General features: G+C 65.9%; 33 protein-coding genes and 1 pseudogene. 23 read left to right on the top strand and 11 right to left on the bottom strand.

Annotation, left to right across the window (positions count from 1 at the left end):
- Positions 1–17 precede the first annotated feature (17 nt).
- The 3 genes from ACSDHM_RS09215 to ACSDHM_RS09205 all read left to right on the top strand — a co-directional run bounded on the left by ACSDHM_RS09215 (position 18) and on the right by ACSDHM_RS09205 (position 1,577).
- Entirely contained in the window at positions 18–704 is a 687-nt protein-coding gene (locus ACSDHM_RS09215) for a hypothetical protein (RefSeq protein ID WP_439426897.1), read from the top strand.
- Between the two features lie 45 nt (positions 705–749).
- A complete protein-coding gene (locus ACSDHM_RS09210) occupies positions 750–1,196 on the top strand; it encodes a Rap1a/Tai family immunity protein (protein WP_252745455.1) in 447 nt (148 codons plus the stop codon).
- Between the two features lie 147 nt (positions 1,197–1,343).
- A complete protein-coding gene (locus ACSDHM_RS09205; protein WP_111007731.1) occupies positions 1,344–1,577 on the top strand; it encodes a hypothetical protein in 234 nt (77 codons plus the stop codon).
- A gap of 15 nt (positions 1,578–1,592) precedes the next feature.
- Here ACSDHM_RS09205 and ACSDHM_RS09200 read toward each other — a convergent pair whose 3' ends face one another.
- From ACSDHM_RS09200 to ACSDHM_RS09190, 3 genes are all read right to left on the bottom strand, one after another.
- A complete protein-coding gene (locus ACSDHM_RS09200; RefSeq protein ID WP_005416582.1) occupies positions 1,593–2,144 on the bottom strand; it encodes a cysteine hydrolase family protein in 552 nt (183 codons plus the stop codon).
- A 3-nt stretch (positions 2,145–2,147) separates the two neighbouring features.
- Positions 2,148–2,786 (bottom strand): DUF6766 family protein, encoded by a 639-nt coding sequence (locus tag ACSDHM_RS09195; RefSeq protein ID WP_088497167.1) that lies wholly within the window; start codon positions 2,784–2,786, stop codon positions 2,148–2,150.
- Positions 2,787–2,885: 99 nt separating this feature from the next.
- Positions 2,886–3,074: a hypothetical protein gene (locus ACSDHM_RS09190; protein WP_088497168.1), complete on the bottom strand. Its 189-nt coding sequence runs from the start codon at positions 3,072–3,074 to the stop codon at positions 2,886–2,888.
- 148 nt (positions 3,075–3,222) lie between these two features.
- Here ACSDHM_RS09190 and ACSDHM_RS09185 point away from each other — a divergent pair, with 148 nt between their 5' ends.
- From ACSDHM_RS09185 to ACSDHM_RS09150, 8 genes are all read left to right on the top strand, one after another.
- Positions 3,223–4,386: a zinc-dependent alcohol dehydrogenase gene (locus ACSDHM_RS09185; RefSeq protein WP_088497169.1), complete on the top strand. Its 1,164-nt coding sequence runs from the start codon at positions 3,223–3,225 to the stop codon at positions 4,384–4,386.
- A gap of 10 nt (positions 4,387–4,396) precedes the next feature.
- Positions 4,397–4,894 carry a hypothetical protein gene (locus ACSDHM_RS09180; RefSeq protein ID WP_072167064.1) on the top strand — a complete coding sequence of 166 codons (498 nt, stop codon included), beginning with the start codon at positions 4,397–4,399 and terminating at the stop codon, positions 4,892–4,894.
- 109 nt (positions 4,895–5,003) lie between these two features.
- Positions 5,004–5,945, top strand: a complete 942-nt coding sequence (locus ACSDHM_RS09175; protein ID WP_439426896.1) for an acyl-CoA dehydrogenase — start codon at positions 5,004–5,006, stop codon at positions 5,943–5,945.
- Positions 5,933–6,691, top strand: coding sequence for a PIG-L deacetylase family protein (locus tag ACSDHM_RS09170; RefSeq protein WP_072167062.1), 759 nt, complete (start codon positions 5,933–5,935; stop codon positions 6,689–6,691). Before ACSDHM_RS09175 ends, ACSDHM_RS09170 begins: the two co-directional genes overlap by 13 nt.
- The gene (locus tag ACSDHM_RS09165) at positions 6,688–7,275 is read left to right on the top strand and encodes a class I SAM-dependent DNA methyltransferase (RefSeq protein ID WP_065196295.1); all 588 of its coding nucleotides are present in this window, start codon (positions 6,688–6,690) and stop codon (positions 7,273–7,275) included. The genes ACSDHM_RS09170 and ACSDHM_RS09165 overlap by 4 nt, the downstream gene beginning before the upstream one ends.
- Entirely contained in the window at positions 7,272–7,961 is a 690-nt protein-coding gene (locus tag ACSDHM_RS09160; protein ID WP_439426895.1) for a glycosyltransferase, read from the top strand. The genes ACSDHM_RS09165 and ACSDHM_RS09160 overlap by 4 nt, the downstream gene beginning before the upstream one ends.
- Before the next feature lie 70 nt (positions 7,962–8,031).
- Positions 8,032–8,568: a BLUF domain-containing protein gene (locus ACSDHM_RS09155; RefSeq protein WP_439426894.1), complete on the top strand. Its 537-nt coding sequence runs from the start codon at positions 8,032–8,034 to the stop codon at positions 8,566–8,568.
- 138 nt (positions 8,569–8,706) lie between these two features.
- On the top strand, positions 8,707–9,105 hold the full coding sequence (locus tag ACSDHM_RS09150) for a BLUF domain-containing protein (protein WP_072167058.1): 399 nt from the start codon (positions 8,707–8,709) through the stop codon (positions 9,103–9,105).
- 15 nt (positions 9,106–9,120) lie between these two features.
- Here ACSDHM_RS09150 and ACSDHM_RS09145 read toward each other — a convergent pair whose 3' ends face one another.
- Positions 9,121–9,513: a response regulator gene (locus tag ACSDHM_RS09145; RefSeq protein WP_072167057.1), complete on the bottom strand. Its 393-nt coding sequence runs from the start codon at positions 9,511–9,513 to the stop codon at positions 9,121–9,123.
- Positions 9,514–9,820: 307 nt separating this feature from the next.
- Between ACSDHM_RS09145 and ACSDHM_RS09140 the strand changes: the two genes are divergently transcribed.
- The 3 genes from ACSDHM_RS09140 to ACSDHM_RS09130 all read left to right on the top strand — a co-directional run bounded on the left by ACSDHM_RS09140 (position 9,821) and on the right by ACSDHM_RS09130 (position 11,688).
- Positions 9,821–10,060 carry a hypothetical protein gene (locus ACSDHM_RS09140; RefSeq protein ID WP_439426893.1) on the top strand — a complete coding sequence of 80 codons (240 nt, stop codon included), beginning with the start codon at positions 9,821–9,823 and terminating at the stop codon, positions 10,058–10,060.
- A 158-nt stretch (positions 10,061–10,218) separates the two neighbouring features.
- Positions 10,219–10,740, top strand: coding sequence for a ferritin-like domain-containing protein (locus ACSDHM_RS09135; protein ID WP_069138513.1), 522 nt, complete (start codon positions 10,219–10,221; stop codon positions 10,738–10,740).
- Positions 10,741–10,779: 39 nt separating this feature from the next.
- Positions 10,780–11,688, top strand: a complete 909-nt coding sequence (locus ACSDHM_RS09130; RefSeq protein ID WP_439426892.1) for a manganese catalase family protein — start codon at positions 10,780–10,782, stop codon at positions 11,686–11,688.
- A gap of 121 nt (positions 11,689–11,809) precedes the next feature.
- On the opposite strand, the gene ACSDHM_RS09125 is transcribed toward ACSDHM_RS09130, so the two are convergent.
- Positions 11,810–12,121 carry a KGG domain-containing protein gene (locus ACSDHM_RS09125; RefSeq protein WP_261728472.1) on the bottom strand — a complete coding sequence of 104 codons (312 nt, stop codon included), beginning with the start codon at positions 12,119–12,121 and terminating at the stop codon, positions 11,810–11,812.
- A gap of 303 nt (positions 12,122–12,424) precedes the next feature.
- Between ACSDHM_RS09125 and ACSDHM_RS09120 the strand changes: the two genes are divergently transcribed.
- The 3 genes and pseudogenes from ACSDHM_RS09120 to ACSDHM_RS09110 all read left to right on the top strand — a co-directional run bounded on the left by ACSDHM_RS09120 (position 12,425) and on the right by ACSDHM_RS09110 (position 14,381).
- Positions 12,425–12,892 (top strand): BLUF domain-containing protein, encoded by a 468-nt coding sequence (locus ACSDHM_RS09120; protein WP_439426972.1) that lies wholly within the window; start codon positions 12,425–12,427, stop codon positions 12,890–12,892.
- Positions 12,889–13,656, top strand: coding sequence for a DUF72 domain-containing protein (locus ACSDHM_RS09115; RefSeq protein WP_088497444.1), 768 nt, complete (start codon positions 12,889–12,891; stop codon positions 13,654–13,656). Before ACSDHM_RS09120 ends, ACSDHM_RS09115 begins: the two co-directional genes overlap by 4 nt.
- Positions 13,649–14,381, top strand: a pseudogene (locus tag ACSDHM_RS09110) (DNA-formamidopyrimidine glycosylase family protein). The gene ACSDHM_RS09115 and the pseudogene ACSDHM_RS09110 overlap by 8 nt, the downstream one beginning before the upstream one ends.
- 39 nt (positions 14,382–14,420) lie before the next feature.
- On the opposite strand, the gene ACSDHM_RS09105 reads toward ACSDHM_RS09110, so the two are convergent.
- On the bottom strand, positions 14,421–14,918 hold the full coding sequence (locus tag ACSDHM_RS09105) for a YciE/YciF ferroxidase family protein (protein WP_439426891.1): 498 nt from the start codon (positions 14,916–14,918) through the stop codon (positions 14,421–14,423).
- Positions 14,919–15,166: 248 nt separating this feature from the next.
- On the opposite strand from ACSDHM_RS09105, the gene ACSDHM_RS09100 reads away from it, so the two are divergent.
- The 3 genes from ACSDHM_RS09100 to ACSDHM_RS09090 all read left to right on the top strand — a co-directional run bounded on the left by ACSDHM_RS09100 (position 15,167) and on the right by ACSDHM_RS09090 (position 18,494).
- Positions 15,167–15,343: a DUF3606 domain-containing protein gene (locus ACSDHM_RS09100; protein WP_065426543.1), complete on the top strand. Its 177-nt coding sequence runs from the start codon at positions 15,167–15,169 to the stop codon at positions 15,341–15,343.
- A 13-nt stretch (positions 15,344–15,356) separates the two neighbouring features.
- Entirely contained in the window at positions 15,357–17,906 is a 2,550-nt protein-coding gene (gene ligD, locus ACSDHM_RS09095; protein ID WP_188241016.1) for a DNA ligase D, read from the top strand.
- A gap of 138 nt (positions 17,907–18,044) precedes the next feature.
- Positions 18,045–18,494, top strand: coding sequence for a BLUF domain-containing protein (locus ACSDHM_RS09090; RefSeq protein ID WP_439426890.1), 450 nt, complete (start codon positions 18,045–18,047; stop codon positions 18,492–18,494).
- A 9-nt stretch (positions 18,495–18,503) separates the two neighbouring features.
- Here the strand turns inward: ACSDHM_RS09090 and ACSDHM_RS09085 are convergent, their stop codons facing one another.
- A complete protein-coding gene (locus ACSDHM_RS09085) occupies positions 18,504–18,734 on the bottom strand; it encodes a hypothetical protein (RefSeq protein ID WP_138951212.1) in 231 nt (76 codons plus the stop codon).
- A gap of 222 nt (positions 18,735–18,956) precedes the next feature.
- Here ACSDHM_RS09085 and ACSDHM_RS09080 point away from each other — a divergent pair, with 222 nt between their 5' ends.
- Complete coding sequence (locus ACSDHM_RS09080; protein ID WP_439426889.1) at positions 18,957–20,447, top strand: FAD-dependent oxidoreductase; 1,491 nt, start codon at positions 18,957–18,959, stop codon at positions 20,445–20,447.
- A 30-nt stretch (positions 20,448–20,477) separates the two neighbouring features.
- Here ACSDHM_RS09080 and ACSDHM_RS09075 read toward each other — a convergent pair whose 3' ends face one another.
- From ACSDHM_RS09075 to ACSDHM_RS09065, 3 genes are all read right to left on the bottom strand, one after another.
- On the bottom strand, positions 20,478–20,900 hold the full coding sequence (locus ACSDHM_RS09075; RefSeq protein WP_072167049.1) for a low affinity iron permease family protein: 423 nt from the start codon (positions 20,898–20,900) through the stop codon (positions 20,478–20,480).
- On the bottom strand, positions 20,897–21,151 hold the full coding sequence (locus tag ACSDHM_RS09070; RefSeq protein ID WP_069138523.1) for a hypothetical protein: 255 nt from the start codon (positions 21,149–21,151) through the stop codon (positions 20,897–20,899). Before ACSDHM_RS09070 ends, ACSDHM_RS09075 begins: the two co-directional genes overlap by 4 nt.
- A gap of 123 nt (positions 21,152–21,274) precedes the next feature.
- Positions 21,275–21,511, bottom strand: a complete 237-nt coding sequence (locus ACSDHM_RS09065) for a hypothetical protein (protein ID WP_439426888.1) — start codon at positions 21,509–21,511, stop codon at positions 21,275–21,277.
- A gap of 218 nt (positions 21,512–21,729) precedes the next feature.
- Between ACSDHM_RS09065 and ACSDHM_RS09060 the strand changes: the two genes are divergently transcribed.
- Positions 21,730–24,411 carry an excinuclease ABC subunit UvrA gene (locus ACSDHM_RS09060; RefSeq protein WP_088497511.1) on the top strand — a complete coding sequence of 894 codons (2,682 nt, stop codon included), beginning with the start codon at positions 21,730–21,732 and terminating at the stop codon, positions 24,409–24,411.
- Here the strand turns inward: ACSDHM_RS09060 and ACSDHM_RS09055 are convergent.
- Entirely contained in the window at positions 24,408–24,656 is a 249-nt protein-coding gene (locus tag ACSDHM_RS09055; RefSeq protein WP_227836711.1) for a hypothetical protein, read from the bottom strand. The two genes, ACSDHM_RS09060 and ACSDHM_RS09055, sit on opposite strands and share 4 nt — an antisense overlap.
- Positions 24,657–24,843: 187 nt before the next feature.
- Between ACSDHM_RS09055 and ACSDHM_RS09050 the strand changes: the two genes are divergently transcribed.
- Positions 24,844–25,059, top strand: coding sequence for a hypothetical protein (locus tag ACSDHM_RS09050; protein ID WP_088497449.1), 216 nt, complete (start codon positions 24,844–24,846; stop codon positions 25,057–25,059).
- The last annotated feature ends 29 nt before the right edge of the window (positions 25,060–25,088 follow it).

Below are 25,088 nucleotides of genomic sequence, written 5' to 3'. Positions count from 1 at the left end.
ATGAGGCTGGCACTGGGGTGTTGGCGGGTCGCGCGTTGTCTGCTAAAAGCCATCTGGACACGCAGACCGGATGGGTCATCGCCTTGTCAGAGCCTTATTCAGCGCTGTTGCGCCTGCAGTTGCGCCACGAAGATCTCTCCAGATGGCTGGCGGCGCCCCTGCCTTCGCCATCCCGATGGTCCGACTGGCGATGCATCGCCGGGCCGTGGCGCTTGGGCAACGGTGAATGCCTGGCGTCTTCAAGCGACGAGGCGTTGGATGAACTGCTCATAGACTGCCAGGCCCTGCTGGCCCGCTACCCCGACAATCGCGCCGCATTGAAGGCCTTCCTTGCATCCGCGCAGGCCGAGAATATCCAGGTTGCCGCCTATGACCGCACTGGTACGCACTTTGTTGCGGGATCGCTGACGTATTCGGAAAGCCTCTACGATCTCATCGCGTTTCTGGCTGTGGCACGGGGCGCGGCCGATTTCCTGAAGGCGGGCGACCACGGGGTGGCACTGGTCCGCGACTATCTCTGGGCAGAGGAAGGTGAGCGCGAGACCGTTGCCGCGATTGCCCTGGCCGGCCAGGGGGAATCCGGATTCCTTTCTTCCACGGACCTGGATACCGCTGCCGCGCCCTTCGACGCCTTGGTGGACGCCATGCTGGAAGCTGAGGACGACCCGGCGTTTCAACCACGCAACCAGCTTGATCAACTCTGACCGGCACCGCGTGGAATCCAGAAAAACGACAGCCAGGACCCCGATATGAAAGGACATCAAGCCCGCCGCGCGCACCGCCGCATGCGTTGGCTCCTGACACTGTGCCTCGGCGCCCTCGTGGGACCCGCCGTGGCAGGCACAACGCAACCGGAACGCACCTGGCTTGTCAGTGGTGCGGAGCTCATCACGCTGCTGCAGGGCAAAGGCGCTGACGGGTTCTGCGATGGCGAACACTGCCGGGGGCTGTCCAGCGCCCGGGCCAGCAGCTATATCCTGGGTGTCGCCGATGCCAGCCGCGGTCAGTGGTGTGGGCAGGGCCGGATCCTTCCGCATGAACTGGTCGATCAGGTGTCTTCCCAGCTCCGGCAGCTGCCCCGCGAGCGATTGCAACAGGATGCGTCTCCCCTGGTTGTCGAAGGGCTGCGCGCGGCGTTTCCCTGTGGTCGCGGCACATCGCCTGGTGGCAGTGCCGAGCCCGGCAAGGCACGCTGAGACGCGTGGGCTGGGCGTTGGCAACGCGGGCTGCAGCCTGCGTAATGAACACATCGGTGTTCTGCACGCTGGCGACACGATGCATTAACGACCGCCGACACCCGCGCCCGCGACACTGCATGCTCCTTTCTCCGCATGAGGTGCCCCATGGCTACCTGTGATGTCTGCGGCAATGACTACGACAAGAGCTTCACCCTCCAGCAGGGTGGACGCAGCGGCACCTTCGATTCGTTCGAGTGCGCCATCCATGCGTTCGCACCGCGCTGCGCACATTGCGACTGCGCGATCATCGGGCATGGCGTTGAAGGAAACGGTCAGATCTTCTGCTGCGCACATTGCGCCGGTCACGCCGGTGTAAAGGGAATCGCAGACCGGGCCTGAGCCCGCTCCGGCCGGTCATGCCGGGACCAGCGAGGCGAGCCGTGCGACCCGGGCTGCACCCGAATCGGCGAGCAGCGCCATCGCACGCTGTTTCCGGGCGGGCGTCCCCGCCACGGCCTCCCGTGCCACCACTACGTCGAATTCCCTGGCGTTGGCGTCCAGCGCGGTAGCCAGGACACATGAATCGGCCGTCATCCCGCTGAGCCAAAGGCTGCGCACGCCAAGCTTGGCCAGCAGAATCGGCAACGGGCTGGCCAGGAACGCCGAATGCTTGGGCTTGAGCACGAAGTAGTGACCGGGCAGGGGAGAGAGGAGGTCGGCAATCCGCCCGGCCGGTCCTCCATCCCGCTGGCACTGTGCTACCTGTTGGCGGAAGTCACGCTTCCAGTCCGAGAAATTGTCATTGGCGTAGATGACCGGCCATCCGTGGCCATCAAAGTGGTCTCTCAAGCGTCGGATCTGTGCGGCCGCCCGCTCCGCTGCCGGCGCCAGCGCCTGCGCGCCTGGGAAGTCGAAGCGACTGAACATATCGATGATCAGCAAGGCGGTTGACGGAGCATTTCCCATGGTTCAATCCCCTGTCTGCGCGTGCGGAGCTTCGACCGGCTTGGATTGCGGTGAGTCCTTCTGCCGCAGGAAGATCGTAAGTACAACCAGGGACAGCACCGCAAGAAACTCACTCTGCCAGTTCTGCATCGATTCGAACCAGAACGTGCTGCTGCCCAGATGCTCCAGGAAACCCGGCACCGGCAACCCCTGCAGCTGCTGCTCGACCTGCTCGGCGCGCCAGCTACCCAATGCATGCAATGCAAAACTGAGCAGGAACAACAGCCCGAAGGCAATCGCAAGCGAGTGACCGTAAAGCACCTTCCATGCGCCGCCGCGACGAACCGGCCACGGCGCAGGGCCCGGCTCGACGCGGTTCTGCTCCTGCGCCGGGTCCAGGGGCCGGGATTCGGCCGAGCCACGCTGGCGCAGGGTGACGGTCAGAAGAACGTACATTCCCATCTGCAGGAACTCGCTCTCCCAGTTCTCGAATGTAGCGCTCACGAAATGCCCGGTCGCCAGGTAGTGCCAGAGGTCGATCGCCGCGCGCCCGTGCTGCGTCAACTCCTGATTGTGCACGTGATGTCCCGCAACTGCCTGCCCGACAATGAAGACGACAGTGAGTGCGAGCAGTACCAGCGAGAGACCGTTGCGTTTCCACATGCAACACCTCTTTCAGCCTGACCAGAAACCGTGCATGCAGCTTGCGCCGGCAGCGCACCATGACGCGTGAACCCGGCGCATCCAGGATGTGAGGCGGCCTCAACGCTTGCCCGTCGGATCGGGATCGGGACGCTCGTAGTCCTCGGGTACGGCCTTGGGGCCATCGCCGTCGTCCGGCATGTCGTGCTCCTTCCACTTCGCTCGACCATTGCGCCGCTTGTCCGGCGTGTGTGCTTTCGATTGATCGTCCACGTCTGTTGTTGGATTGAAAGGCAGCTTGTCGTTCATGGTGAGCTCCTGTGGCGGGTGTTCGCAGCGTGCCCCGGGCCGGGTTAACACCACGACGCCGCGGAATGAACGCTGCGCACACCTGGATGTCACCGGGGCAGGAGGGCGTCCCTGCAATGCTGTCGTTCCGATCTTCTGGAGAAGCACGATGCAGGCATTGACCTATCACGGCCGCAAGGATGTGCGCGTCGAGACCGTGCCGGACCCGGTGCTGGCAGCTGAGGACGACCTGATCCTGAGGGTTACCGCCACCGCCATCTGTGGCTCGGACCTGCACCTGTACAGGGGCAAGATTCCCGATCTGCACGACGGCGATGTGCTGGGGCACGAATTCATGGGCGTGGTGGAAGAGGTCGGCAGCGGCGTAACCCAGGTGAGGCCGGGCGATCGCGTGGTGATCCCTTTCGTGATCGCTTGTGGCGAGTGCTTCCACTGCCGGCTGGCCGAGTATGCCGCCTGCGAGACCACCAACCCGGGCAAGGGCGCTGCGCTGAACCAGAAGGGCCTTCTGCCCCCGGCGGCGTTGTTCGGATACAGCCATCTGTATGGCGGCGTGGCAGGCGGACAGGCCGAATTCGTGCGCGTGCCCAAGGCGAATGTGGGCCCACTGCGCATCCCGGAAGGCGTGGCCGACGAACAGGTTCTGTTCCTGTCGGACATTCTGCCCACCGGCTATCAGGCCGCGCTGAACGCAGGGGTCAAGCCGGGCTCGACAGTGGCGATCTTCGGTGCCGGTCCGGTTGGGCTGATGAGCGCGGCCTGCTGCCGGCTGCTGGGAGCGGAGACCATCTTCATGGTCGACCATCTTCGCTACCGCCTGGACTACGCGCGCCGTGCATATGGTGTGACGCCGATCGACTTCAAGGAGATCGAGGACCCGGCCGACTACATCCTTACCCAGACCAGTGGACGCGGCGTGGATGCCTGCATCGAGGCCGTCGGTTTCGAGGCCGAGGGCAGTGCCCTGGAGTCAGCGCTGACCGCCGTGAAACTGGAAGGCAGCAGCGGCGTGGCCATCCGTCAGTGCATCGCAGCCGCCCGCCGCGGCGGCGTGGTCAGCATTCCCGGTGTCTATGCCGGTTTCATCCACGGGTTCCTGCTGGGCGATGCGTTCGACAAGGGCCTGACATTCAAGATGGGGCAGACTCACGTGCAGGGACTGATGCCGGAGCTGCTGGACGCAATCCTGGAAGGAAAGCTGGATCCGGGGGACATCATCTCGCACCGGATGCGCCTGGCCGACGCGGCGCAAGGTTATGCGATGTTCGATGCCAAGGACGACGACTGCCGCAAGATCGTATTGACTCCCTGAGCAGGCCGTCATGAGTTGGATTGTCATGGCATGTGTCTACGCAGTCTGGCTGGCCGCCGGTGCGCTGGACTTCCACTTTCACCGGCGTACCGACCTGCCGCACACGTCCGCGATGCGCGAGAGCCTGCTGCATGGGCTGCAGCTGCTGCTCATCGGCAGCGGCGTGCTGGCGTGGCTCGTGCTGGAAAGCACGTGGTTGCTCGTCACGCTGCTGGCAGTCCTGGTCATCGCGCACGCAATCGCCGGCTACCTCGACACTGTCAGCGCGGACGGGCGGCGACGCATCAGCCCGGCCGAGCAGCACGTGCACAGTGTGCTCGACGCCGCTCCTTGGGTGCTGCTGGGCGGGGTGGCGTGGCAGGCCGAACCTCGATGGGCAGTCAATGTGGCACCGGCAGCACCGGCGCTGTGGGGGTTCGTACTGCTGCCGGCGCTTGGCCTGGTGGTGTTGCCCTGGCTGTGGGAGCTGCGCCAGTGCGTGCGTGCCAGCGAACAGCGCCAGCGGTGAGCGCGTGAGGAACACTGCGCCGGGTATTCATGTGGCCGCCACACCGCCAAGACAGTGATGTGACCGCAGGGCGCCTACGTTCATGACCTATCTTCATTGCAGATCGGCCATGCAGGATGTGACGTTGCCTTCTTCGCTGTTCAACCGCGCTCGCCAGGTTCTCGCCCAGCAGCCCGCACTGCCTTTGCCCGGAAGTGGCCACACGCTGCAGCGTTGGCGGGCGCTGGCGGCGTGGGGGGCAGAGGACCTCTGCCTGGCCAAGGTGCTGGAAGCGCATTACGACGCCCTGGCGATCATTGCCGAGCTGAACGCGCCTATGGTTGCTGAGGGGCAGCTGCTGGCGGTGTGGGCCGCAGAAGGCCCAGCCAACACCCTGCGCATCGACGCCGGCGGTGGACTGTATGGTGACAAGCCCTGGTGTTCAGGCAGCGCGTGGGTGGATGCGGCACTGGTAACCGTGCGGAACACACACGGCGTGTGGCTGTGCCATGTGGCGGCGGAGCATTGGTGCACGCTTTCGGGTGAGCCCTGGCCGGCGGCTGGCATGGCCGGCATTCCGTCCACGACGGTGCGCTTCGACGGCGCACCGATGACGATTCTGGGACCGCGCGACGCCTACCTGCAACGGCCGGGCTTCTGGCATGGCGGAGCCGGTATCGCGGCGGTCTGGTTTGGCGCAGCGGTGGCACTGGCTGAACGCATGCGGCCGGCCTGCAGCGACGGCAACCGCGCACGGCTGCTGGGTGCAGCGGATCTTGCCCTGGGGCCGGCTGCGGCGCTGCTTCGCGAAGTGGCCTCGCGCATCGACGACGCGCCCCAATCGGCACATCGGGAAGACGTAGTGCGGCTGCGCTGCGTGGTCGAGCGGGCGGCGACGCGCGTCCTGGACCTTGCAGGCCGGGCGCTCGGTCCGGCGCCGATGTGCCTGGAAGACGGGCACGCCCGCCGCTGGGCGGACCTGACGGTGTTCCTCAGGCAGTGCCATGCCGATCGCGATTGGCAGTGGCTGGGTGAGCAGCGGGCAGCCGAGGAGACCGCATGGGCGCTGTAGCCAGCACACCCCTGCAAGGACAGGGAACTCTGGAACAGGCCTGGCTGCGCTGCGATTGGCTCTGGCAGCAACCGTCCACGCCCGCCCGCTCGCTGTGCGCCGACCATCACCGCCTTGTGGTCGTTGCGCCGCATCCCGACGACGAGATCCTTGGCTGTGGAGGGCTGCTCCATCAAGCTGCGGCACAGGGCATGGAGATTGGCGTCATTGCCGTGACCGATGGTGAAGCGTGTTATCCGGGTGAGCCGTGGTGGACACCGGACCGCCTGCGGTCGGCGCGTCGGGCAGAGCTTGCAGCGGCGCTGGCGGAACTTGGGATTGCGGCCGACGCGACGTTTCATCTCGGCATCGGCGATGGCGCGGTCAGCAAGCACGAACAGGGCTTGCAGGACTGGCTGCAGCAGCACCTGCAGCCGGGCGATCTGGTGCTGGCGCCCTGGCGCTTCGATGGGCATCCCGATCACGAAGCGGCAGGGCGTGCAGCCTGCCGCGCCGCGCGCGCAGTGGGTTGCCGTCGCCTGGAGTACCCGGTATGGGGCTGGCACTGGCTGGATCCGGCCTGCGCGCATATGGCGTGGGAGTTCCCGCAGCTTGTCGACATTTCCGCAGTGGCGTCGGTGAAACGAAGTGCGATCGCCCGGTTCCGGACGCAGACGGGCAACGTGCCGGGCCTGAACAGCCCGCCGGTGCTGCCTTCCCATGTACTGGCCCGATTTTTCCGCGATTACGAGGTATTTCTGGCATGAGCGCGCAACCGTACTTCGATGAACTGCATGAGCAGGAAGACCCTTTTGGCTACCGCAGCCGGTGGTATGAAGAACGCAAGCGTGCGTTGCTGCTGGCCAGCCTGAGCCAGCGCCAGTTCAATCGTGGCTGGGAGCTGGGATGCTCCAACGGCGTGCTGACCGAGGCCCTGGCGGCCCGCTGTGAGCGCCTGCTGGCCACCGACATCAGCCCGCGCGCAGCGTTCCGGGCCCGCCGCAACCTGGCCCACCTGCCGCACGTGCAGGTCCACTGCGCCAGCCACCCCGAGCAATGGCCGCCGGGGCGCTTCGACCTGATCGTCTGCGGTGAGATGGGCTACTACCTGGGGACGAGCGCCCTTCGCGAGCTGCGTGCCGGAATCGATCAAGCACTTCGTGACGACGGATTGCTGGTCGCGTGCCATTGGTTGCCCTCGTTCCCCGGGCGGGTGAGCCGGACCGAAGTCGTGCATCGGTGCCTGGGCCACGGCCTGCACGAAGCCTTCCACTATCGCGATGCGGACTTTGTGCTGCAGGGCTGGACGCGCGGCACGCTGTCACTGGCCCGCAACGAGGGCCTGCGGTGATAGGCGTTCTGGTCCCCGCGCACAACGAGGCAGCCAGCATGGCGCGCTGCCTGCAATCGATCCGAAGGGCGGCCCTGCACCCGGGCCTGGGCGGCGAAGCGGTCGAAGTGGTGGTTGCACTGGACGCTTGCTCGGATGCGACGGCGTCCATCTGCCACCAACAGCGCGTCGGCATTGTGCGGCTGGATGCACGCTGCGTGGGGATTGCCCGCGCAGCGGCCGCCGTCGAGCTGTTGGGTCGCGGCGCCAGGTGGCTGGCCAGCACCGACGCTGATAGCTCGGTCCCTGGCGATTGGTTGGTTGGACAACTGGAGCAGCCGTGTGACGCCTTCTGCGGACTGGTGGACATTGCGGCGCGCTGCCCGTCCGAACATCGCCTGCGCAGGGTATTCCAGGGGCGGCAGCAGTGGGGGGAAGGTCACGGGCGCATCCATGGTGCCAACCTGGGTGTCTCTGCCCATTTCTATCGTGCGGTCGGCGGTTTTCCTGCGTTGCGCTGCGGGGAAGACGTTCAGATGGTGAGTGCGCTGCAGGCCTGCGGCGCGGATGTACGCTGGGCCGGTGCTCCCGTCGTCTTCACCAGTGCGCGTCTGGAAGGGCGCGCCGCAGGGGGATTTTCAGCCTATCTGGCGGAGATTGGGGCGGCGGGTGCCCCTGCCGTGCTGACCGGGCCGGTCATTGTGTAAACACCGGCCATTTCGCCGCACCGCAGCATGCGGTCGCGCCGTCAGGCGTCTCCGATCCAGGCCGAATCCCATGAAACCCGGGCACATCGGCCGATGTGTGACGCGTGCCCTGTACGCGTTTACGGCGCGTGAACGCTGCCTACCTTACATTGATCGGCTGGGAGAGCAGGAGCGGTCGATGCCGAACAGCGCGATTGTCTACGCCAGCCAGGCTGCCCCAGGGTTCACGCCGGAACGCCTGGCTGCACTGATGGAAGATGCGGCCCGCTTCAATCGATCAGCGGGCGTGACCGGGGTCCTGTTGTTTGACGGGCAGCGCTTCCTGCAATACATGGAAGGCCTGGCCGACGGGCTGGATGTTGCCTTCTCCCGCGTAAGCGGCGCCCGCAGCCACACCCAACTGACCGAACTCGGGCGTGGCCGTGTCGGGCAGCGGCGGTTGCCGTTCTGGCCAATGCGCTGCCTGTCGGTCAGCGCGGGCGAGCTGCAGATGATCGCCCTTGCGGACTGGAGCCGTTTCATCCAGCGGGCGGTAACCAGCCAGGACGAAGACGAAGCGATGCAGAAGCTGCTTGCAATCGTTGAGCCCTACGCGAACGCCGCTTGAAGTCCGGGACGGGTGTTAGCGTAGTGTGCAGCCGAGGAGAGGCGGCGGTGCCTCAGCGCCTGAAGGCCCTCATCGCCGCCTACAACGGGGCAGCGATCATTGCCGCGCAGGAAACCTCCTGCGCCAGAAGGAACGAATGTGCCCCTCCGCGCGATCGCCTACGCAAGTGAGGCGATACCGGGGCTTTCCATGGACCATGTGGACGACCTCGCCAGGGCCGCCGCCGGCTTCAACTTCGAAGCCTGCGTTACCGGTGTGCTTCTTTACGATGGGCTCCGCTTCCTCCAGTACATCGAGGGACCGGAAGACAGCATCAACGTGGTGTACAGCCGCATTCTCAGTGCCCGCAGCCATCGCGAGCTGATCGAACTGGGCCGTGGCAGGGTTTCAGGCCGTTTCTTTCCTGATTGGTCGATGCGGCTGCTGTGGGTTGAGGCCTCCGAGATCCGCAGCGTGGCGCGTGGCAACTGGGACGGGCTCTCCCGTGGTGGTGCGCTGCGCCAGCTGAGCCTGGTGGTGGCCCCGCACCTGGGTTGACCGCTGCAGTCGGGGTCAGCGTGCCGAAGAGGGTGCGCAGGCGTCGCCCACCACGCGCCGCACAGTCTCCTGCAGCTGGTCGACGTGGAACGGCTTGGCCACGAAGGCGGCGCGGCGGTGGCGCTGCGGCACCAGCTGGTCATAGACCGCAGAGACGAACAGAAAGGGGATGCCAAGTTCGGCCAGGCGATCAGCGACTGGAAACACCACGCCGTCACGAAGCTCGACATCCAGCACGGCGCCGTCGAATCGCTGGGTGTCCAGCAGTCCCAGCGCGTCGAACACGCTGTAGGCGTGCGTCACCTGGTCGCCTGCGTCCTCAAGTGCATGTTCCATCAGTGCTGCCAGGTCGAGCTGGTCTTCCACCAGCAGCAGGTTGCATCTGCGCTGGCTCATTCCGGATTGCATGTGTACAGCCTGTATTGCTTCGGGAGTGCCAGTCTGTGCTGTGCAGCATCAATACGACGCGTGCGGCTTGTCAGCCCGGCGCGAAGCCCGTGAAGCGCGCCTCCAGCACCGTCGAGGCAGCGTGCAGGGCGGGATGGAGCTCGTTGACGGCGCCTTGGCACGTGGCATGGATACTGCCGCCGTCCCCCGCATTGGAGCTTCTCTCATGCCGCTATCCGGAACCGATTCTGCTTCTCCACGCGTGCTGCGTGTCGAGTGCATGCCGCTGGACTGCGGTGGCACTGCCATCGTAGTGGAACTGGACCGCATGCCTGAACGCACGTGGATGAAGTCGCTCAAGCGAGCCCTGCAGGCCGACGATCTCCTGGAGGGCGCGCACGCCAAGTTCGATGGGCGCTTCGTGTATGTCGTGGGCGTGGAGGGCGGTGCTCATCGTATGCAACACCGTGTGGTACAGGCACTGGTGGCGACGGACGCTCCGCGCGCGTCGGGTGGCAGCCTGCATGGTCGAGCCGGCGGCGCGGCACTGTCCAGCCCGATGCCCTGACCGCGGAGCGGGGCCAACCCGCAGTCCCTGCATGTTATCGCCGCATCAGGGCCGCGTGCAGCGGCCACCTCCAGCGGTTCACGCCGCCCGACAAGGCGGTGATTGCCAGCGCTCCACCATGTTCTCCGGAGGCATGTCGCCCCAGACCGGAGATCGAGATGGCAGACCACAACGACACCCGACGCGAACGCCTGCTGAAATGGCTGCAGGATGCCTACGCCATGGAACAGGAAGCGGAGACCATGATGAAGGCCATGGCTTCGCGGATCGAGAACTACCCCCAGCTTGCTGCCCGGATCGGCCAGCACGTCCAGGAGACACAGGGGCAGGCCGCTTCCCTGCGGGAGTGCATCGAGGCGCTGGGAGGAAGCGTGCCCACCGCAAAGGGATTGTTCGCCAGCATGACCGCCGCCATCCACGCCGCTGGCAACACGCTGATGGAAGACGAGGTGGTCAAGAGCGTGGGCCTTTCGTTCGGCTTCGAGAACACCGAGATCGCCACGTACCGGGCGCTGGTGATCGCTGCCGAGCGCGCCGGCGCGCCCGACATTGCGGCGGTGTGTGGCCAGATCCTGCAGGAAGAGGTTGCCATGGCGCGCTGGCTGGAGGACCACCAGGACGGCCTGGTCGGTGCGTTCCTCAACCGTGACGAAACGCCTGGCGCCCAGGCCAAGCGTTGACCGCAAAGCCAGCCCACGCCAGCCACTGGAGAAATCCTCATGTTCTTTCATCACAAGAAACTGATGTATACCGTGCGCGTCCGCGAATCCAATCCGCAGCTCGCCAGCCTTATGCTTGAGCAGTTCGGCGGCCCGCAGGGCGAGTTGGCCGCCGCGATGCGCTACTTCACCCAGGGACTTGGCGAATGCGATCCCGGGCGCAAGGACCTGCTGATGGACATCGCCACCGAAGAGATCAGCCATCTGGAGATCATCGGCACCATCATCGCCATGCTCAACCGCGGGCCCAAGGCGATCCAGTCCGAAGGCCTTGCCGAGGCCGAGGACATGCGGCTGCTGGGGCAGAACAGCACCAGCCACACCGAACAGATCCTCTACGGCGGCGGCCCGGCGCTGGTCAATTCCAGTGGGGTGCCGTGGACAGCCGCCTACATCGACTCGATCGGTGACCCCAGCGCAGACCTGCGCTCGAACATTGCGGCCGAAGCCCGCGCCAAGCTGGTGTATGAGCGCCTGATCAACGTCACCGACGACTCGGGCATCAAGGATGCGCTGCGCTTCCTGATGACCCGCGAGATCGCCCACATGAAGTCGTTCGAGAAGGCGCTGCACAGCATCCAGCCCAACTTCCCACCGGGCAAGCTGCCGGGGGATCCTGCGTTCACCGATCTGTACATGGACATGTCGCAGGGCGACGGCGCCGACGACCTGCAGGGCAGCTGGAACAGCGGCGAGCTCTGGGAGCGGGTCAGCGACCGCGAGGCACAGGCTGCGGTGGACGGTGGCGACGGCAGCGGCACGGTGGAGCTCGATCCACGCGAACAGGCCGCGGTGCAGGCCATGACCCTGCGCACGCTCTCCGACCCGGAAGCGCGGCCGACCACCGGGGCCGAGCTGGGGGCCGGCCCGGGCGCGGGCGCACTGGATCTGCCGCCACGCGAGCCATGAAAAACCTGGGGCGCCCGCCTGCGGCGCCCCAGTTGAAACGCCCGTGAGTGACGCGAGGGCGCACGAAAGTGGGCGGACATCACGTCCGCCCACGAAGGGGTACATCGGGTTTCAATGCCGATCAGCGCTGCTGGCCACCGCGGTTGTTGCCGCCGCCACGTTCCTGCTGTTGCTGCCCGCCGCCCTGGTTGCCACCACCGCGACTGTTCTGGCCGCCTTCGCGGCCGATGTCAGCCATGTGCTGGCGGTCCTGGCTCACTGCTTCGCCGCCCTTGCGGCCGGCTTCGCGTGCTTCTTCCGAGCTGAATTCATGGGCGTTGCCTGACTCGTGCGCGGCACGTCCACCCTTGGCGGCGATCTCGCGCTGCTTGTCCTCGTCCATCGAAGCGAAACCGCGGTTGCTGTTGCCCTGGTTCTGGTTCTGGTTGGCCATGGAAAGTCTCCTTGGGTTCAGCCGCCCGATTGGCGGCAGCGACCATCTTCCAGATCCGACGCTAGACGGCGGTGGCATGGCTGCCAACGTGGCGTCATCCGGAAGCCTGCGATTCCTCATCCTGCCTCCACGAACCATGGTGCACGCGTGTGCGCACAGGCAGACACTTCTTCCGCAACCCAACCGCGCGTCAACGCGATGCGGAAGGGCCACGCCAAAGTTCGACGCAGCCTCCACACCGATCTCACCGCGCGTACGATCCGCGTGGCTAAGGTAGAGCGGTCTGCAACAACCGGTGGTGCCATGCCTTTTCGAGCAATTGCCTACGTAAGTGAAGCCTCCCGCAACCTGACGGAACAACGGCTGCAGCAGCTTGTGGCGGAGGCGGTGCAGTTCAACGAATCCGTCGATGTCACCGGCACACTGCTGTTCGATGGCTCGCGCTTCCTGCAGTACCTGGAAGGCCCGGAGGCAGGAATCAAGGCCGCTTACACGCGTGTTCTGGCCGCCAGCAGCCACAGTGGGATCGTCGAACTGAACCGGGGCAGGGTGGGGCGTCGACAGTTTCCGCACTGGCGGATGCGCAGCGTGCGGGTGGACGAGCTGGCGCTCGGAAAGATCGCCATCTCCGACTGGACAGGCTTCGTGCGCAGCGCGTCGGCGCTGCAGTCGGGCACCAGTGCACTGGATCGTCTGCTGTCGGTTTCGCAGTCGCACACGGAGGCAGGTGCGGGCGGCATCACCGAACCGGACGGGCAGCTGGCACGATGAAGGCCACAGCGGCCCCGGTTGCGCCCGCCCCACCACGCGTCGGTTGTGCGGGTTGGTCGCTGCCGCGGGCGGATCAGGAAGCGTTCGGCGCGGGCGACAGCCTGCTGCAGCGCTACGCCACACGCCTGTCGATGGTAGAGATCAACTCGTCCTTCTATCGACCGCACCAGCCCAGGACTTACGCGCGATGGGCCGCGAGCGTTCCGGAGGGCTTTCGGTTCGCGGTGAAGCTCCCGCGCGAGATCAGCCATGAGCGTCGGCTGCGCGATGCAATGCAACCGCTCGAACAGTTCCTTGAAGGCGTGCTGGCGCTGGGCGGAAAGCTCGGTCCGTTGCTGCTGCAGTTGCCGCCCAGCCTGGTGTACGACACGATCACGACCGAAACCTTCCTGCGGGGCCTGCGCGCACGCACGCAAGCCGACCTGGCGTGCGAGCCGCGCCACCCGAGTTGGTTCACGCCGGAGGTCGATGCGCTGTTGAGCGCGCATGGCGTTGCACGGGTCGCCGCGGATCCGGCACGTGTGCCGGCGGCAGCGATCCCCGGCGGTGACCGCACGTGGAGCTACTGGCGCTGGCACGGCCAACCGCAGATCTATCGCAGTGCGTACAGCGAGCAGACCCTGGCGAAGCTGGCGCAACGGCTGCAGCGCGAAGCCGATGCGCAACGACCCGCCTGGTGCGTACTGGACAATACCGCACTCGGCCACGCCACCCGCAACGCCCTGGGCCTGCAGGCGCTGCTGCAGGAGAACGCCCATGCCTGAAGGTCCTTCCATCGTGCTGTTGCGGGAAGCGGCGAGCCATTTCAAGGGGCACGTGGTCCGCACCGTGTCCGGTAACAGCCGCATCGACCTGTCACCGCTGCAGGGCCGCCTGGTCAAGGCGGTCCGCAGTTGGGGCAAGCACTTACTGCTGGAGTTCAGCCGCCACACGCTGCGCATCCATCTGATGATGTTCGGCAGCTGGCGCATCGATGAAAGGAAGCCAACCCCGCCGCGTGTATCCCTGATGTTCGACAATGGCGAGCTGAACTTCTATGCGTGTTCCGTGCGGCTGATCGATGAGCCGTTGGACGATGTCTACGATTGGCGCGCGGACGTGATGAACGACGCCTGGGATCCGAAGCTGGCCCGGCGCAAGCTGAAGGCCCTGCCGGACGTCATGGTCTGTGATGCGCTCCTGGACCAGACCGTCTTCGCCGGCGTGGGCAACATCATCAAGAACGAGGTGCTGTTCCGGATCGGCGTGCATCCCGCCTCCCGGCTGGGCGACCTGCCGCCACGAAGGCTTACCGCCTTGATCGAGCAGGCTCGCGCCTACAGCTTCGATTTCCTGGAGTGGAAGCGCCGCTTCGAGCTGAAGAAGCATTGGCAGGTGCACACGAAAAAGGTCTGCCCCCTGTGGTGGCCCGATCAGCAAGCTCTATCTGGGGACGACGCGGCGACGCACGTTCTTCTGCCCGAATGATCAGGTGCTGTACGGGCCCTGAGGCGGCCATCCGTGGCCGCCGGGTTCCGGCGTGCGCCGGTCAGGCGGCCTGCGCGGCCTTGGCGTTGCCGCCGCCCTTGGCCAGCAGGGTCAGCTTTTCGTCGGTGGCCTTCTCTTCCTCCAGCGTCTCCAGCAGCAGCGGAAGGGCATCCTTGTAGCCCAGCTGCTTGGCCAGCGCGGCGATGGTGCCGTAGGACGCAATCTCGTAATGCTCGATCTTCTGCGCGCCGCCGATCAGGGCCGCATCCCGCACCGGCCCCTTGTCGATGCTGTCGATCACTTCCTTGCCTTCCTCCACCAGGCCCTCCATCGCCGCACACTTGATGCGCTTCAGGCGAATGCCAAGCACCTCCACCACCTGATCGATGCGTTCGATCTGGCCCTGCGTTTCTTCCAGGTGCGTTTCGAACGCTGCCGCCAGGTCCGGGTTCTCGGCCGCACGGGCCAGGCGCGGGAGGGCCTTGGTCAGCTGCTTCTCGGCACTGTAGATATCCGAGAGTTCGTGGATGAACAGGTCTTCCGCCGTCTTGATAGCCATACTGGGCTCCGCAGTGAGTGGAGTGCCCAGCGTAGGTCCTGACCGGTTGCGATCGGGCAGGGGCCAAGTGAAGGCGGCATGGGAACGTCCACGCGAACTCTGCGCGCTGTCTTCACGATGCAGGATCTGTCGGCGTCTGTTGCCGCCGATGCATCCAGCCTTCGCCATGGCTTCACAATGGCATCGCTTCGTGCCCATGCACCGGCCGGTACGGTCACTTCACGCCCGATCACGCGTGGAGACCCCCCATGAGCGATGACAAGAAGAACACCGGCAGCCCGGACCGGGATCGTATCAACGTCAACGAAGATTACGAGCTGCAGTACTGGACCGCGACGCTGGGTGTGTCCGCCGCAGAACTTCGTGCCGCTGTCGCGGCGGTCGGCCCCACCGCCGTTGCGGTCCGCAAGCATCTGGGAAAATAGCGCGGAGTTGCCCATGTCCCTGGTCGAGTACCGCCGCAAGCGTCGTTTTGACCAGACCCAGGAGCCCGAGCCGGGCAAGGCGCTACCGAAAGGCCAACGCGCCATCTTCGTGGTGCAGTTGCACCATGCCAGCCGCAGGCACTACGACTTCCGCCTGCAGGTCGGCGACGCGCTGAAGAGCTGGGCCGTGCCCAAAGGACCCAGTTACGACCCGAAGGTCAAGCGCATGGCGGTGGAGGTGGAGGATCATCCTGTCGACTACGCGAGCTTCGAAGGCGAGATCCCCAAGGGCCAGTACGGCGGTGGCCATGTCGCCCAGTTCGACCACGGTGTATGGGCCACGCAGGGCGACCCGGAAGCCCAGCTTGCCAAGGGTCATCTGCGCTTCGAGCTGTTCGGTGCCAAACTGAAGGGCGGGTGGCATCTGGTCCGCTCCGGGAAGCCGGCGCGCCAGCCGCAGTGGCTGCTGTTCAAGGACGACGACGAATTTGCCGGCGATATCGAGGCGGACGATCTGCTGGCCGATGTCGCTGAACCCCCTGCAGAGGATCTGAAGCGGTCGGGTGCCGGCAAGGCTGCAAAGAAAAGGCTCGCCACAGTACCCGCCAGGCGCACCCGGCCAAAGAACTGGGCGAAGAAGGCCCTGGCGCTCAGCAGGGCAAGAAAGGCCGCAGCGCCGTCCGGTCCATTCGAACCGCAGTTGGCCAAGCTGGGAGACGCGCCGCCCCAGGGCGGGCAGTGGGTCCATGAGATCAAATGGGACGGGTACCGCATCCTTGCCACGGTCGCCGAGGGCAATGTGCAGCTTTGGTCCCGGAATGCACTGGAGTGGACCGGCAAGATCCCCGAGATACGTGACGCTGTGGCGGCGCTGGGCCTCACTTCAGCCGCACTGGACGGCGAGCTGATCGCCGGCGCTGGCACCAAGGAGGACTTCAACCTGCTGCAGGCCACGCTCTCCGGCGAGCGCCAAGGCGTGCTGACGTATGCACTGTTCGATCTGCTGCACCTCGATGGTGTGGATGTCGCTGATGCGCCCTTGCTGGAGCGCAAGGCCTTGTTGCAGTCCGTGCTGGAAGGACAGGGCCGCCCGTTGGCGTTCAGTTCGCATGTGCAAGGTGATGGCGATGAAGCCTATCGCGTGGCCGGCGAGCAGCATTTCGAAGGCATCATCTCCAAGCGCGCCGACCGCAGCTACCACAGCGGCCGCAGCGAGGATTGGCGCAAGACCAAGCAACTGGCCAGCGACGAATTCGCGGTGGTCGGATATACCGCGCCCAAAGGCAGCCGCACCGGCTTCGGCTCACTGCTGCTGGCCCGGCCGGATGCGAAGCATGGCTGGCTCTACGCCGGCCGCGTCGGGTCCGGGTTCTCGGACGAACTGATCGGTGACATCAGCAAGCGCATCAAGGGCGGTGGCGGCCGCAAGCCGACCGCCTACGTGCCCACGCAGGACACCGACCTGCGCGCTGCGACCTGGTTCGAGCCACGTTTCGTGGTCGAGGTCTTCTACCGCGGGATCGGCGGGCAGAAGCTGTTGCGCCAGGCGTCGCTGAAGGCGGTGCGGGCCGACAAGGATACCGCCGACCTTGCCGATTCCGATCGCGCTGGAACGTCCCCGGCGGCGGCGCGCACACCGGCAGCCTCGGGACCTGCGCGCAAGACCAGGAAGGCACCGGTGGCGGATCGCGTGCCGCCGTCGCTGTCGTCTCCGGGCAAGATCCTGTTTCCCGGCGACGGTTACACCAAGCAGGACGTGTGGGATTACTACACGGCAGTGATGGATCATCTCCTGCCCGAGGTGATTGATCGCCCGTTGTCGATCATCCGATGCCCCGGTGGCACCGCAAAACCCTGCTTCTTCCAGAAACACCATACGGCCGGACTGGAATTGGTCGACGCGGCAAGGCTGAAGGAAGAAAGCGGCATCAATGCCCATTACCTGGTCGTGCGCGACCCGGCCAGCCTGCTCGAACTGGTGCAGTTCAACGCATTGGAATTCCATCCGTGGGGCAGCCACGCCGAAGCGCCCGAGCAGGCCGACCGGGTGGTGTTCGATCTGGATCCAGGACCGGACGTGCCCTTTGCCGAGGTCAAGAAAGCGGCCACCGACATCCGCAAACTGCTGGCGCAGCTGGAGCTGGAGTCGTTCCTGCGTGTATCCGGCGGCAAGGGCCTGCACGTGGTCGTGCCGCTCAACCCGGGATGCGATTGGGACCTGACCAAGCGCTTTGCGAAGGGTTTCGCCGAAGCACTGGCGCAGTCCGAGCCGCAGCGGTTCCTGGCAACAGCCACCAAAAGCCTGCGCAACAAGCGGATCTTCGTTGACTATCTGCGAAACGGGCGCGGAGCAACGGCGGTCGCGTCGTACTCGTTGCGGGCCAGGCCGGGGGCACCGGTGGCGCTGCCGATTGCATGGGGGGATCTGTCCAAACTCAAGCGCGCCGACGCGTTCACGATCAGGGACGTGCCAGCAAAGCTCAAACGGCGCCGCAGGGACCCGTGGGCCGGCATCGACAAAGTGAAACAGAATCTTGCGCGATGGGCGCAGGCAGACGGGTAGCCCAGGCGCACTCTGCGTACCGTCTGTCTGTCTGAACCCAACTGATCCACAAAATACACAGCGTCGGAACATACCGGCGGCGCGGTTGGCCTATGCTTTCGACACGGAATCTGGGGGGATTCGCTACAGGAGCAGCCAATGCCGATCAGGGCAGTCGCATACGTGAGTGAAGCGGCCCCAGCCGTTGCGGGTGACCCGCTGGGTCTGGGCAGCGTGAAGCTGGATGATCTGGTGGATGATGCCGCCCGCTTCAACCGAAATGCGGGCGTCACCGGGGTGCTGCTGTTCGATGGAGCCCGATTCCTGCAGTACATGGAGGGGCCCGAGGACGGCTTGAGCGTGGCGTACTCACGGGTGCTCGGTGCTACCAGCCACACGGGACTGATCGAATTGCAGCGCGGCAGGGTAGGCAACCGGCGTCTCCCGTTCTGGCCGATGCGCTGGATCCCGACGCAGCCGGCGGCGTTGAGACGCCTGGCCCGCGCAGACTGGCTGGGGTTTGTGCAGCACAGCGACGGCCAGGCCGAGGCTGAGACGGCGATGGACGTCCTGGCCAGGTTGGTCGAACCCTATGCCATCGCGGCCTGACGTGATGGCTCAACGACCTCCATAGCGCGCTGCCCACGGGATCTCTCCGCTGCACACGTTGAGGTGCCCGGTGCGCATCACGCAATACATCCGGGCATCGGAGTCGGCACTGGCAGCAATGAAGTCCAGCGCCTCGGCGAGCATTCGGATGAACTGTGGCTCGGGGTAGAACGCCGCCCATTCCGGCAGCATTTCCTCCAACTGCGCGATCATCAGGTCGATCTCCAGGTGCGTGCTCACAGCGGGTTCCTCCTTCCAGGCACGCTAGCGACCGCACTGCAAGGGGGGCGTCGTCGCCCGCACAGCGGGCGCAGGCGTGTCGCCCACGCGATGTTCACCCGTCCTTGATCGGCATCGCTGCTGCCACGCGTGTGAGCATTTCCTGCACGGCCGCACCACTGCTGTTTCACCCGCAGCGGCGTATCAGGGAAGGCTTCCAGCTGACTCTGCAAGGGTGTATTCATGGCCGACCCGTTACCGCGCGCCAGCCTCTGGTCCCGTGATGCCGAATCGAACAGCTTCCGCCGACTTGCCGGAACCACGCAGGCGGACGTGCTGGTGGTTGGTGCTGGCATGACTGGCCTGCTGACAGCGGCCCGCCTGGCCGATAGCGGCCTGGATGTGCTGGTGGTCGATGCGGGGCCCATCGGCGGGCGCAATACGGTGATGTCCACGGGCAATCTTTACGCGCCCGTTTCCCGGCTGGCAGACCTGATCGCGCGTTGGGGCGGTGACACGGCCAGTCGTATCGTGCAGTGGCGGCAGCAGGCGCTGCGGTCCATCGAAACACTGGTTCACCGCTACGATCTGCGCTGTGGCTTCGAACGCGTGGCCATGCAGTACGGCATGCAGGAGCGCACCCGCGAGGTCACTGCGCGATTCGAGCGTGAGCTGCAGGCCTATCAGCGCGTCGGCCTGCAATGCGAACACCACCAGTCCGGGCTGCCGTTCACCTTGGGCCACGCCTTCCGCGTTGCAGATCAGGCGCAATTGGATCCGGCGGCGTTCTGCATTGAGCTGGCGCGACATCTGGCGGGCCGGGTGCGCATCCACGACTGGACCCGGATCAACAGCATCGAGGCATCCGCCGGCGTTGCGACGGCCGACGGCGCCCGCATCCACGCCAGGCACTTCGTGCTGGCCACCCATTCGCCAGCAGGTTTCAACCTGGTGCAGGCCGAGATGGAGGTCTACCGCGAATACGGCGTGGCGGTACCGGTTGCCACGCCGCCCGCGGCAGGCATTCATTGGATTGCCGATCGGCACCGATCGCTGCGCGGGGTGCGCGGTACTGATGGCCGTGACTGGTTGGTGCTGGTCGGCGAGACCCACCGAACCGGCGAAACGCCGCCGATGGATCCAGCCGAGCATCTGGTCGCCGACGCGCATCGCAATTTCACCGTGCAGGGAGAGCCGCTGTGCTGGTCCGCGCAGCAGTTCCGCGCAGCCGACCAGCTGCCCTACATCGGCAGCAGCGCGCACGACAATGTGTGGCTGGCTACCGGCTATGGGCCGGACGGCTTGACCTGGGCGGGCGTGGCCGCGCGTGCGATCACCGAGGGAATCCTCGGCACGACCAGCGAGATCGAGCAGCTGCTCAGCCCCATGCGCTTCACACCGGTGCGCTCGGCGGCCGGCTGGGCCCGCACCAATGGCACCGTTGCGCGGCACATGGTGGGAGATCGCCTTGCTGCTGTGCCGTCGCACTCGCCCAGTGAGCTGGCCCGTGGTTGCGGCGCACTGCTGGACGTGGATGGAAAGCGCACTGCGGTCTACCGCGACGAGGGCGGGCGCCTGCACACGATGTCGGCGCTCTGCCCGCACCTGAAGTGCGTTGTTCAATGGAATGGTCATGAGCGCACATGGGATTGCCCTTGCCACGGCAGCCGCTTTTCCGCCACCGGAGCGCTGCTGGAAGGCCCTGCCAGGCAGGGCCTCACACCAGAACAGTGATAGGTGCAGGTAGCCGCCGGAGCAGCGACCTCAGGCTTCGGCGGCCGCGTCCGCATGGCAGGGCATGCAGCGCTCCTTCTTGGACTTGATGTCTGCAGCGGTCTTCGCCAGTGCCTCGTAGCGCTGGCGTATCTCTTCAAGGTGGGCCGGCTCCATCGACTCCAGGTTCAACAGCTCCTGGTTGGCGTCCTTGCTGACACGGATCAGTTCATCCAGTTTGATGTGCAGCGCTGCGGTGTCGGCGTTCTGCGTATGCTGGATCAGGAACACCATCAGGAAGGTCACGATGGTCGTTCCCGTATTCACCACCAGCTGCCAGGTGTCATTGAAGTGGAAGGCCGGCCCGCTGGCAGCCCAGGTGATGATCACCCCCAGCGCTGCGACGAATGCCCCCAGGCTGCCGGACAATCGCGCCGTCGCGGCCGCGACACGGGCGAAACCGCGCCGGATCACTCGTCACCTCCCGCGGCCTCCTCATCCGTGCGACGGTCTGGCAGCCTGACCCGCTCCCCAAGGCGCTTGGCCTGCTCGTCCGGCGTGGGTGCAGCGACGAAGGGAGAGATCGGGTCGCTGGCGGGGAAGGTTTCCTGCAGCGCTTCGTCATGATTGCGGTGGTTGTGCAGCTTTGCCTGCAGCGGACTGACAGGATCGGGGCGCTGCGCCTCCGTGTCCGGATGGGGAAGGTCTTTCTGGTCGCGTTGCATGGTGCATCTCCAGGTTGATCACCACCTCGCAGGTGGTGGGCCCAGCATAGGAATGCGTTGTGGGCGCCCCCATCAAGGGCGGGGCAACGTGATGTCAAACCTTCAGGCAACGCGCATTAACAATCAGCAGGGCGGGGGAGCCCGGCGTCGGCCGCGGCGGCGCCACGCCATCACCTGGCCCACCACCGCCGTCAACAGCAGCATCGCATTGGTCACCACGAAGACCACGCTGCCCAGCATCGCGCTGTACACCGTGAACAGCGCAGATGCGGTCATCTGGCCTGCGAACAGCCACCTGGACACGGCTTCCGGGTTGGACGACTGCCACTGCTTCACCATCTGCCGGATCAAGGTTGCCATCAGTACCGCCGTGGCGGCCAGCCAAGTACGTCGGGGTGCATGACGGCCTCCGGTGTGTGGGCACCCAACGCTAGCCCTTGGCTGGGCAAGGCCGTACGAACGGGAGGTGAAGACAACATCCCGCTTCCGGCGCCCTCACGCCATTCACTCCGCAGCGGCGACAATGGCCCCTCGGGCGCACCATGCGCGATCCGCCCACCGAATGCAGGAATGCTGAGATGTCCAACACCCCCTTTGGCGAATCGTCATGTGCTGCCGCAGCCAGCGGCTGCATCGAGGTCCGCGGTGCGCGCGAGCACAACCTGAAGAATGTCGATGTCTCCATTCCACGCAATGCACTGGTGGTGTTCTCCGGCGTGTCGGGGTCAGGCAAGTCCTCGTTGGCCTTCGGCACGGTCTTCGCCGAGGCGCAGCGGCGCTACTTCGAATCCGTCGCGCCGTACGCGCGTCGCCTGATCGACCAGGCCGGCGTGCCCGACGTGGATGCCATCGACGGCCTGCCGCCGGCGGTGGCCTTGCAGCAGCAGCGCGGCGCGAGCAATGCGCGCTCGTCGGTGGGCAGCGTGACCACGCTGTCCAGCCTGGTGCGCATGATGTACTCGCGGGCGGGGGCCTACCCGGCCCACCAGCCCATGCTGTACGCCGAAGACTTCTCGCCCAACACCCCACAGGGCGCCTGCAGCACCTGCCATGGCCTGGGGCATGTCTACGAAGTGACTGAAGCACTGATGGTGCCGGACCCGTCGCTGAGCATCCGCGAGCGCGCCATCGCCTCCTGGCCACCGGCATGGCATGGCCAGAACCTGCGCGACATTCTGGTCACGCTGGGCTACGACATCGATGTGCCGTGGAAGAAACTGCCGAAGAAGGACCGCGACTGGATCCTGTTCACCGAGGAAACGCCCACGGTGCCGGTCTATGCCGGCTTCACGCCGGCCGAGACCCGCGCCGCGCTCAAGCGCAAGCTGGAGCCCAGCTACATGGGCACGTACACCGGCGCACGCCGCTACGTGCTGCACACCTTTGCCAACACCCAGAGCGCGCTGATGCGCAAGCGTGTTTCCCGCTACATGGAAGGCCGCCTGTGCCCCGCCTGCCAGGGAAAGCGCCTGAAGCCGGAAGCGCTTTCGGTCACCTTCGCCGGCGTGGACATCGGCGAGTTCATGCGGCTGCCGCTGGACCAGCTGGCGGCCTTGCTCGAGCCCATCGCGCAGGGCGATTTCAGTGCACACAGCCACGGCGCGCGTACCAGCAGGCGTGCAACGCCCAGCGATCGCGCCAAGCGGGCAGCAAGTGGCCGCGCGACCCACGAAGGCGCCCCCGACGTGCGCCTGACCTCAGCCTTGTCTGAGGAAAAGCGCCTGGCGGCGCAACGGCTCGCGGGTGGGGTCATGGCGCGGGTACGACAACTTCGCGAGCTCGGCCTGGGCTATCTCTCGCTGGATCGCGCCACGCCCACGCTGTCGGCCGGCGAACTGCAGCGCCTGCGCCTGGCCACGCAGCTCAGCTCGCTGCTGTTCGGCGTGCTGTACGTGCTCGACGAACCGTCGGCCGGCCTGCATCCGGCCGACAGCCAGGCGCTGTACGACGCGCTGGAACGGCTGCGCGACGGCGGTAACTCGGTGTTCGTTGTTGAACACGATCTGGAGCTGATGCGCCGCGCGCAGTGGCTGGTGGATGTGGGCCCGCAGGCAGGGGAACATGGCGGACGCGTTCTCTACAGTGGCGAGCCCGACGGCCTGCGCAACGTTCAGGATTCGCGCACGGCGCAGTACCTGTTCGACCGGGTGCCCGCGCCGGCCAGCCGGCAGCGCAGTGCCAACAGCTGGCTGGCGCTGAAAGGCATCCACCGCCACAACCTGCACGGTGTGGATGCGCAGGTGCCGCTGGGGTTGCTGACTGCAGTGACCGGCATTTCCGGATCGGGCAAATCCAGCCTGATGGCGCAGGCGCTGCCCGAGCTGATGCTGCTGCACCTCGGGCATGAGACGGCAGACGACGGCGCCGACAGCGCACCTGCCGAAGGACCCACCGTAATCGAAGCAACGAGGGGCCAGCTGGCCGGCGACGTGGACGCCATCCAGCGCGTGGTGCAGGTGGACCAGAAGCCCATCGGCCGCACGCCACGCTCCAACCTGGCTACCTACACGGGCCTGTTCGACCACGTGCGCAAGCTGTTCGCCGCGACACCCGACGCGCGCCGTCGCCGATTCGATGCGGGCCGCTTTTCGTTCAACGTAGCCAAGGGGCGATGCGAGACCTGCGAAGGCGAGGGTTTCGTCAGCGTCGAACTGCTGTTCATGCCCAGCGTCTATGCGCCGTGCCCCACCTGTCACGGCGCCCGCTACAACGAGGCCACGCTGAAGGTGCAGTGGAACGGCCGCAACATTGCCGAGGTCCTGCAGATGACGGTGGACCAGGCCCATGCGTTCTTCGCCGAAGAAGAGGCCATCGCCCGCCCGCTGCAGTTGCTGCAGGAGATCGGCCTGGGCTACCTGCGGCTGGGCCAGCCGGCCACGGAGCTTTCAGGGGGTGAGGCGCAACGCATCAAGCTGGCCACAGAGCTGCAGCGCAGCCAGCGCGGGCGCACGCTGTACGTGCTGGACGAACCCACCACCGGCCTGCATGCATCAGACGCGGACAGGCTGCTGGTGCAGCTTCAGCGGCTGGTGGACGCAGGCAACACGGTGGTGATGATCGAGCACGACATGCGTTCCGTCGCACAGGCCGACTGGGTGATCGACGTCGGCCCGGGCGCAGGCAGCGCGGGCGGCACCATCGTGGCGGCGGGGCCACCGCATCAGGTGGCCCGCGCCAAGGGCAGCAGGACGGCACCGTTCCTGGCATCCGAGCTGGGGCAGGGTGTGCGCGAGCGGAATCATCCGGCAGGAGGCGCCTAGCCGCAGGACAGCAGCGTCCAGCAACGATCGGCAATCTCCGCCGCGCCAGGGTGGCCGCGCAGGCTTGATCGTTTCGCAAGGCGGCACTGCAGATCGTCCATCCAGGCTGACCGGGTACCGTGCGGATCTCTCACATAGATGTCGCAGGCAAGCCGGATGACCGGCGCCACTTCGTGCCGGAAACTCACCGCGGGCAACGCGCCCAGGTTGAACGCGGTTTCCCAGTGGGCCAGCTCGCGCTCCACATCGACAACGTGCTTGCTTCTTCCGCGGCTCACGGCGCCTACCCCTGTTCGAAACCTCACTGTACACGCTTGCTGCCGGGAGCCTGTTCATCACAACCGTTCATACAACGCGCTTGCCGGCACGTTCCCGTAACGGCAACAGGCCCACAGTCAATCGGCAGCACACTTGCTGCGACGGAGAATCGAAATGAACAGCGTCCCCGAACAGAACAGGATTGACCGCTCCAACGCTTCCGCTGAAGCAGAACAGCCCGTGCAGCAGGGGCAGGTCGAGGGGGGCGAGCCCGGCGCGGAGGAGCCTGGCCGGCAAGGCGAACAACAGCAGCAGGACAAGAAGGATCGTAGCGATTCGAATCCAACGGACGAAAAGAAAGGCGGTCCCGGCGGTGATACGCGCCGCTGAATAACAGGAGGAGCCGCGCGCCGCGCGGC

Source organism: Stenotrophomonas sp. T8 (assembly GCF_051853085.1).
Taxonomy (GTDB): Bacteria; Pseudomonadota; Gammaproteobacteria; order Xanthomonadales; family Xanthomonadaceae; genus Stenotrophomonas; species Stenotrophomonas sepilia.
Note: the sequence above shows the minus strand (reverse complement) of the source record. Positions and strands in the feature narration are given on the sequence as shown.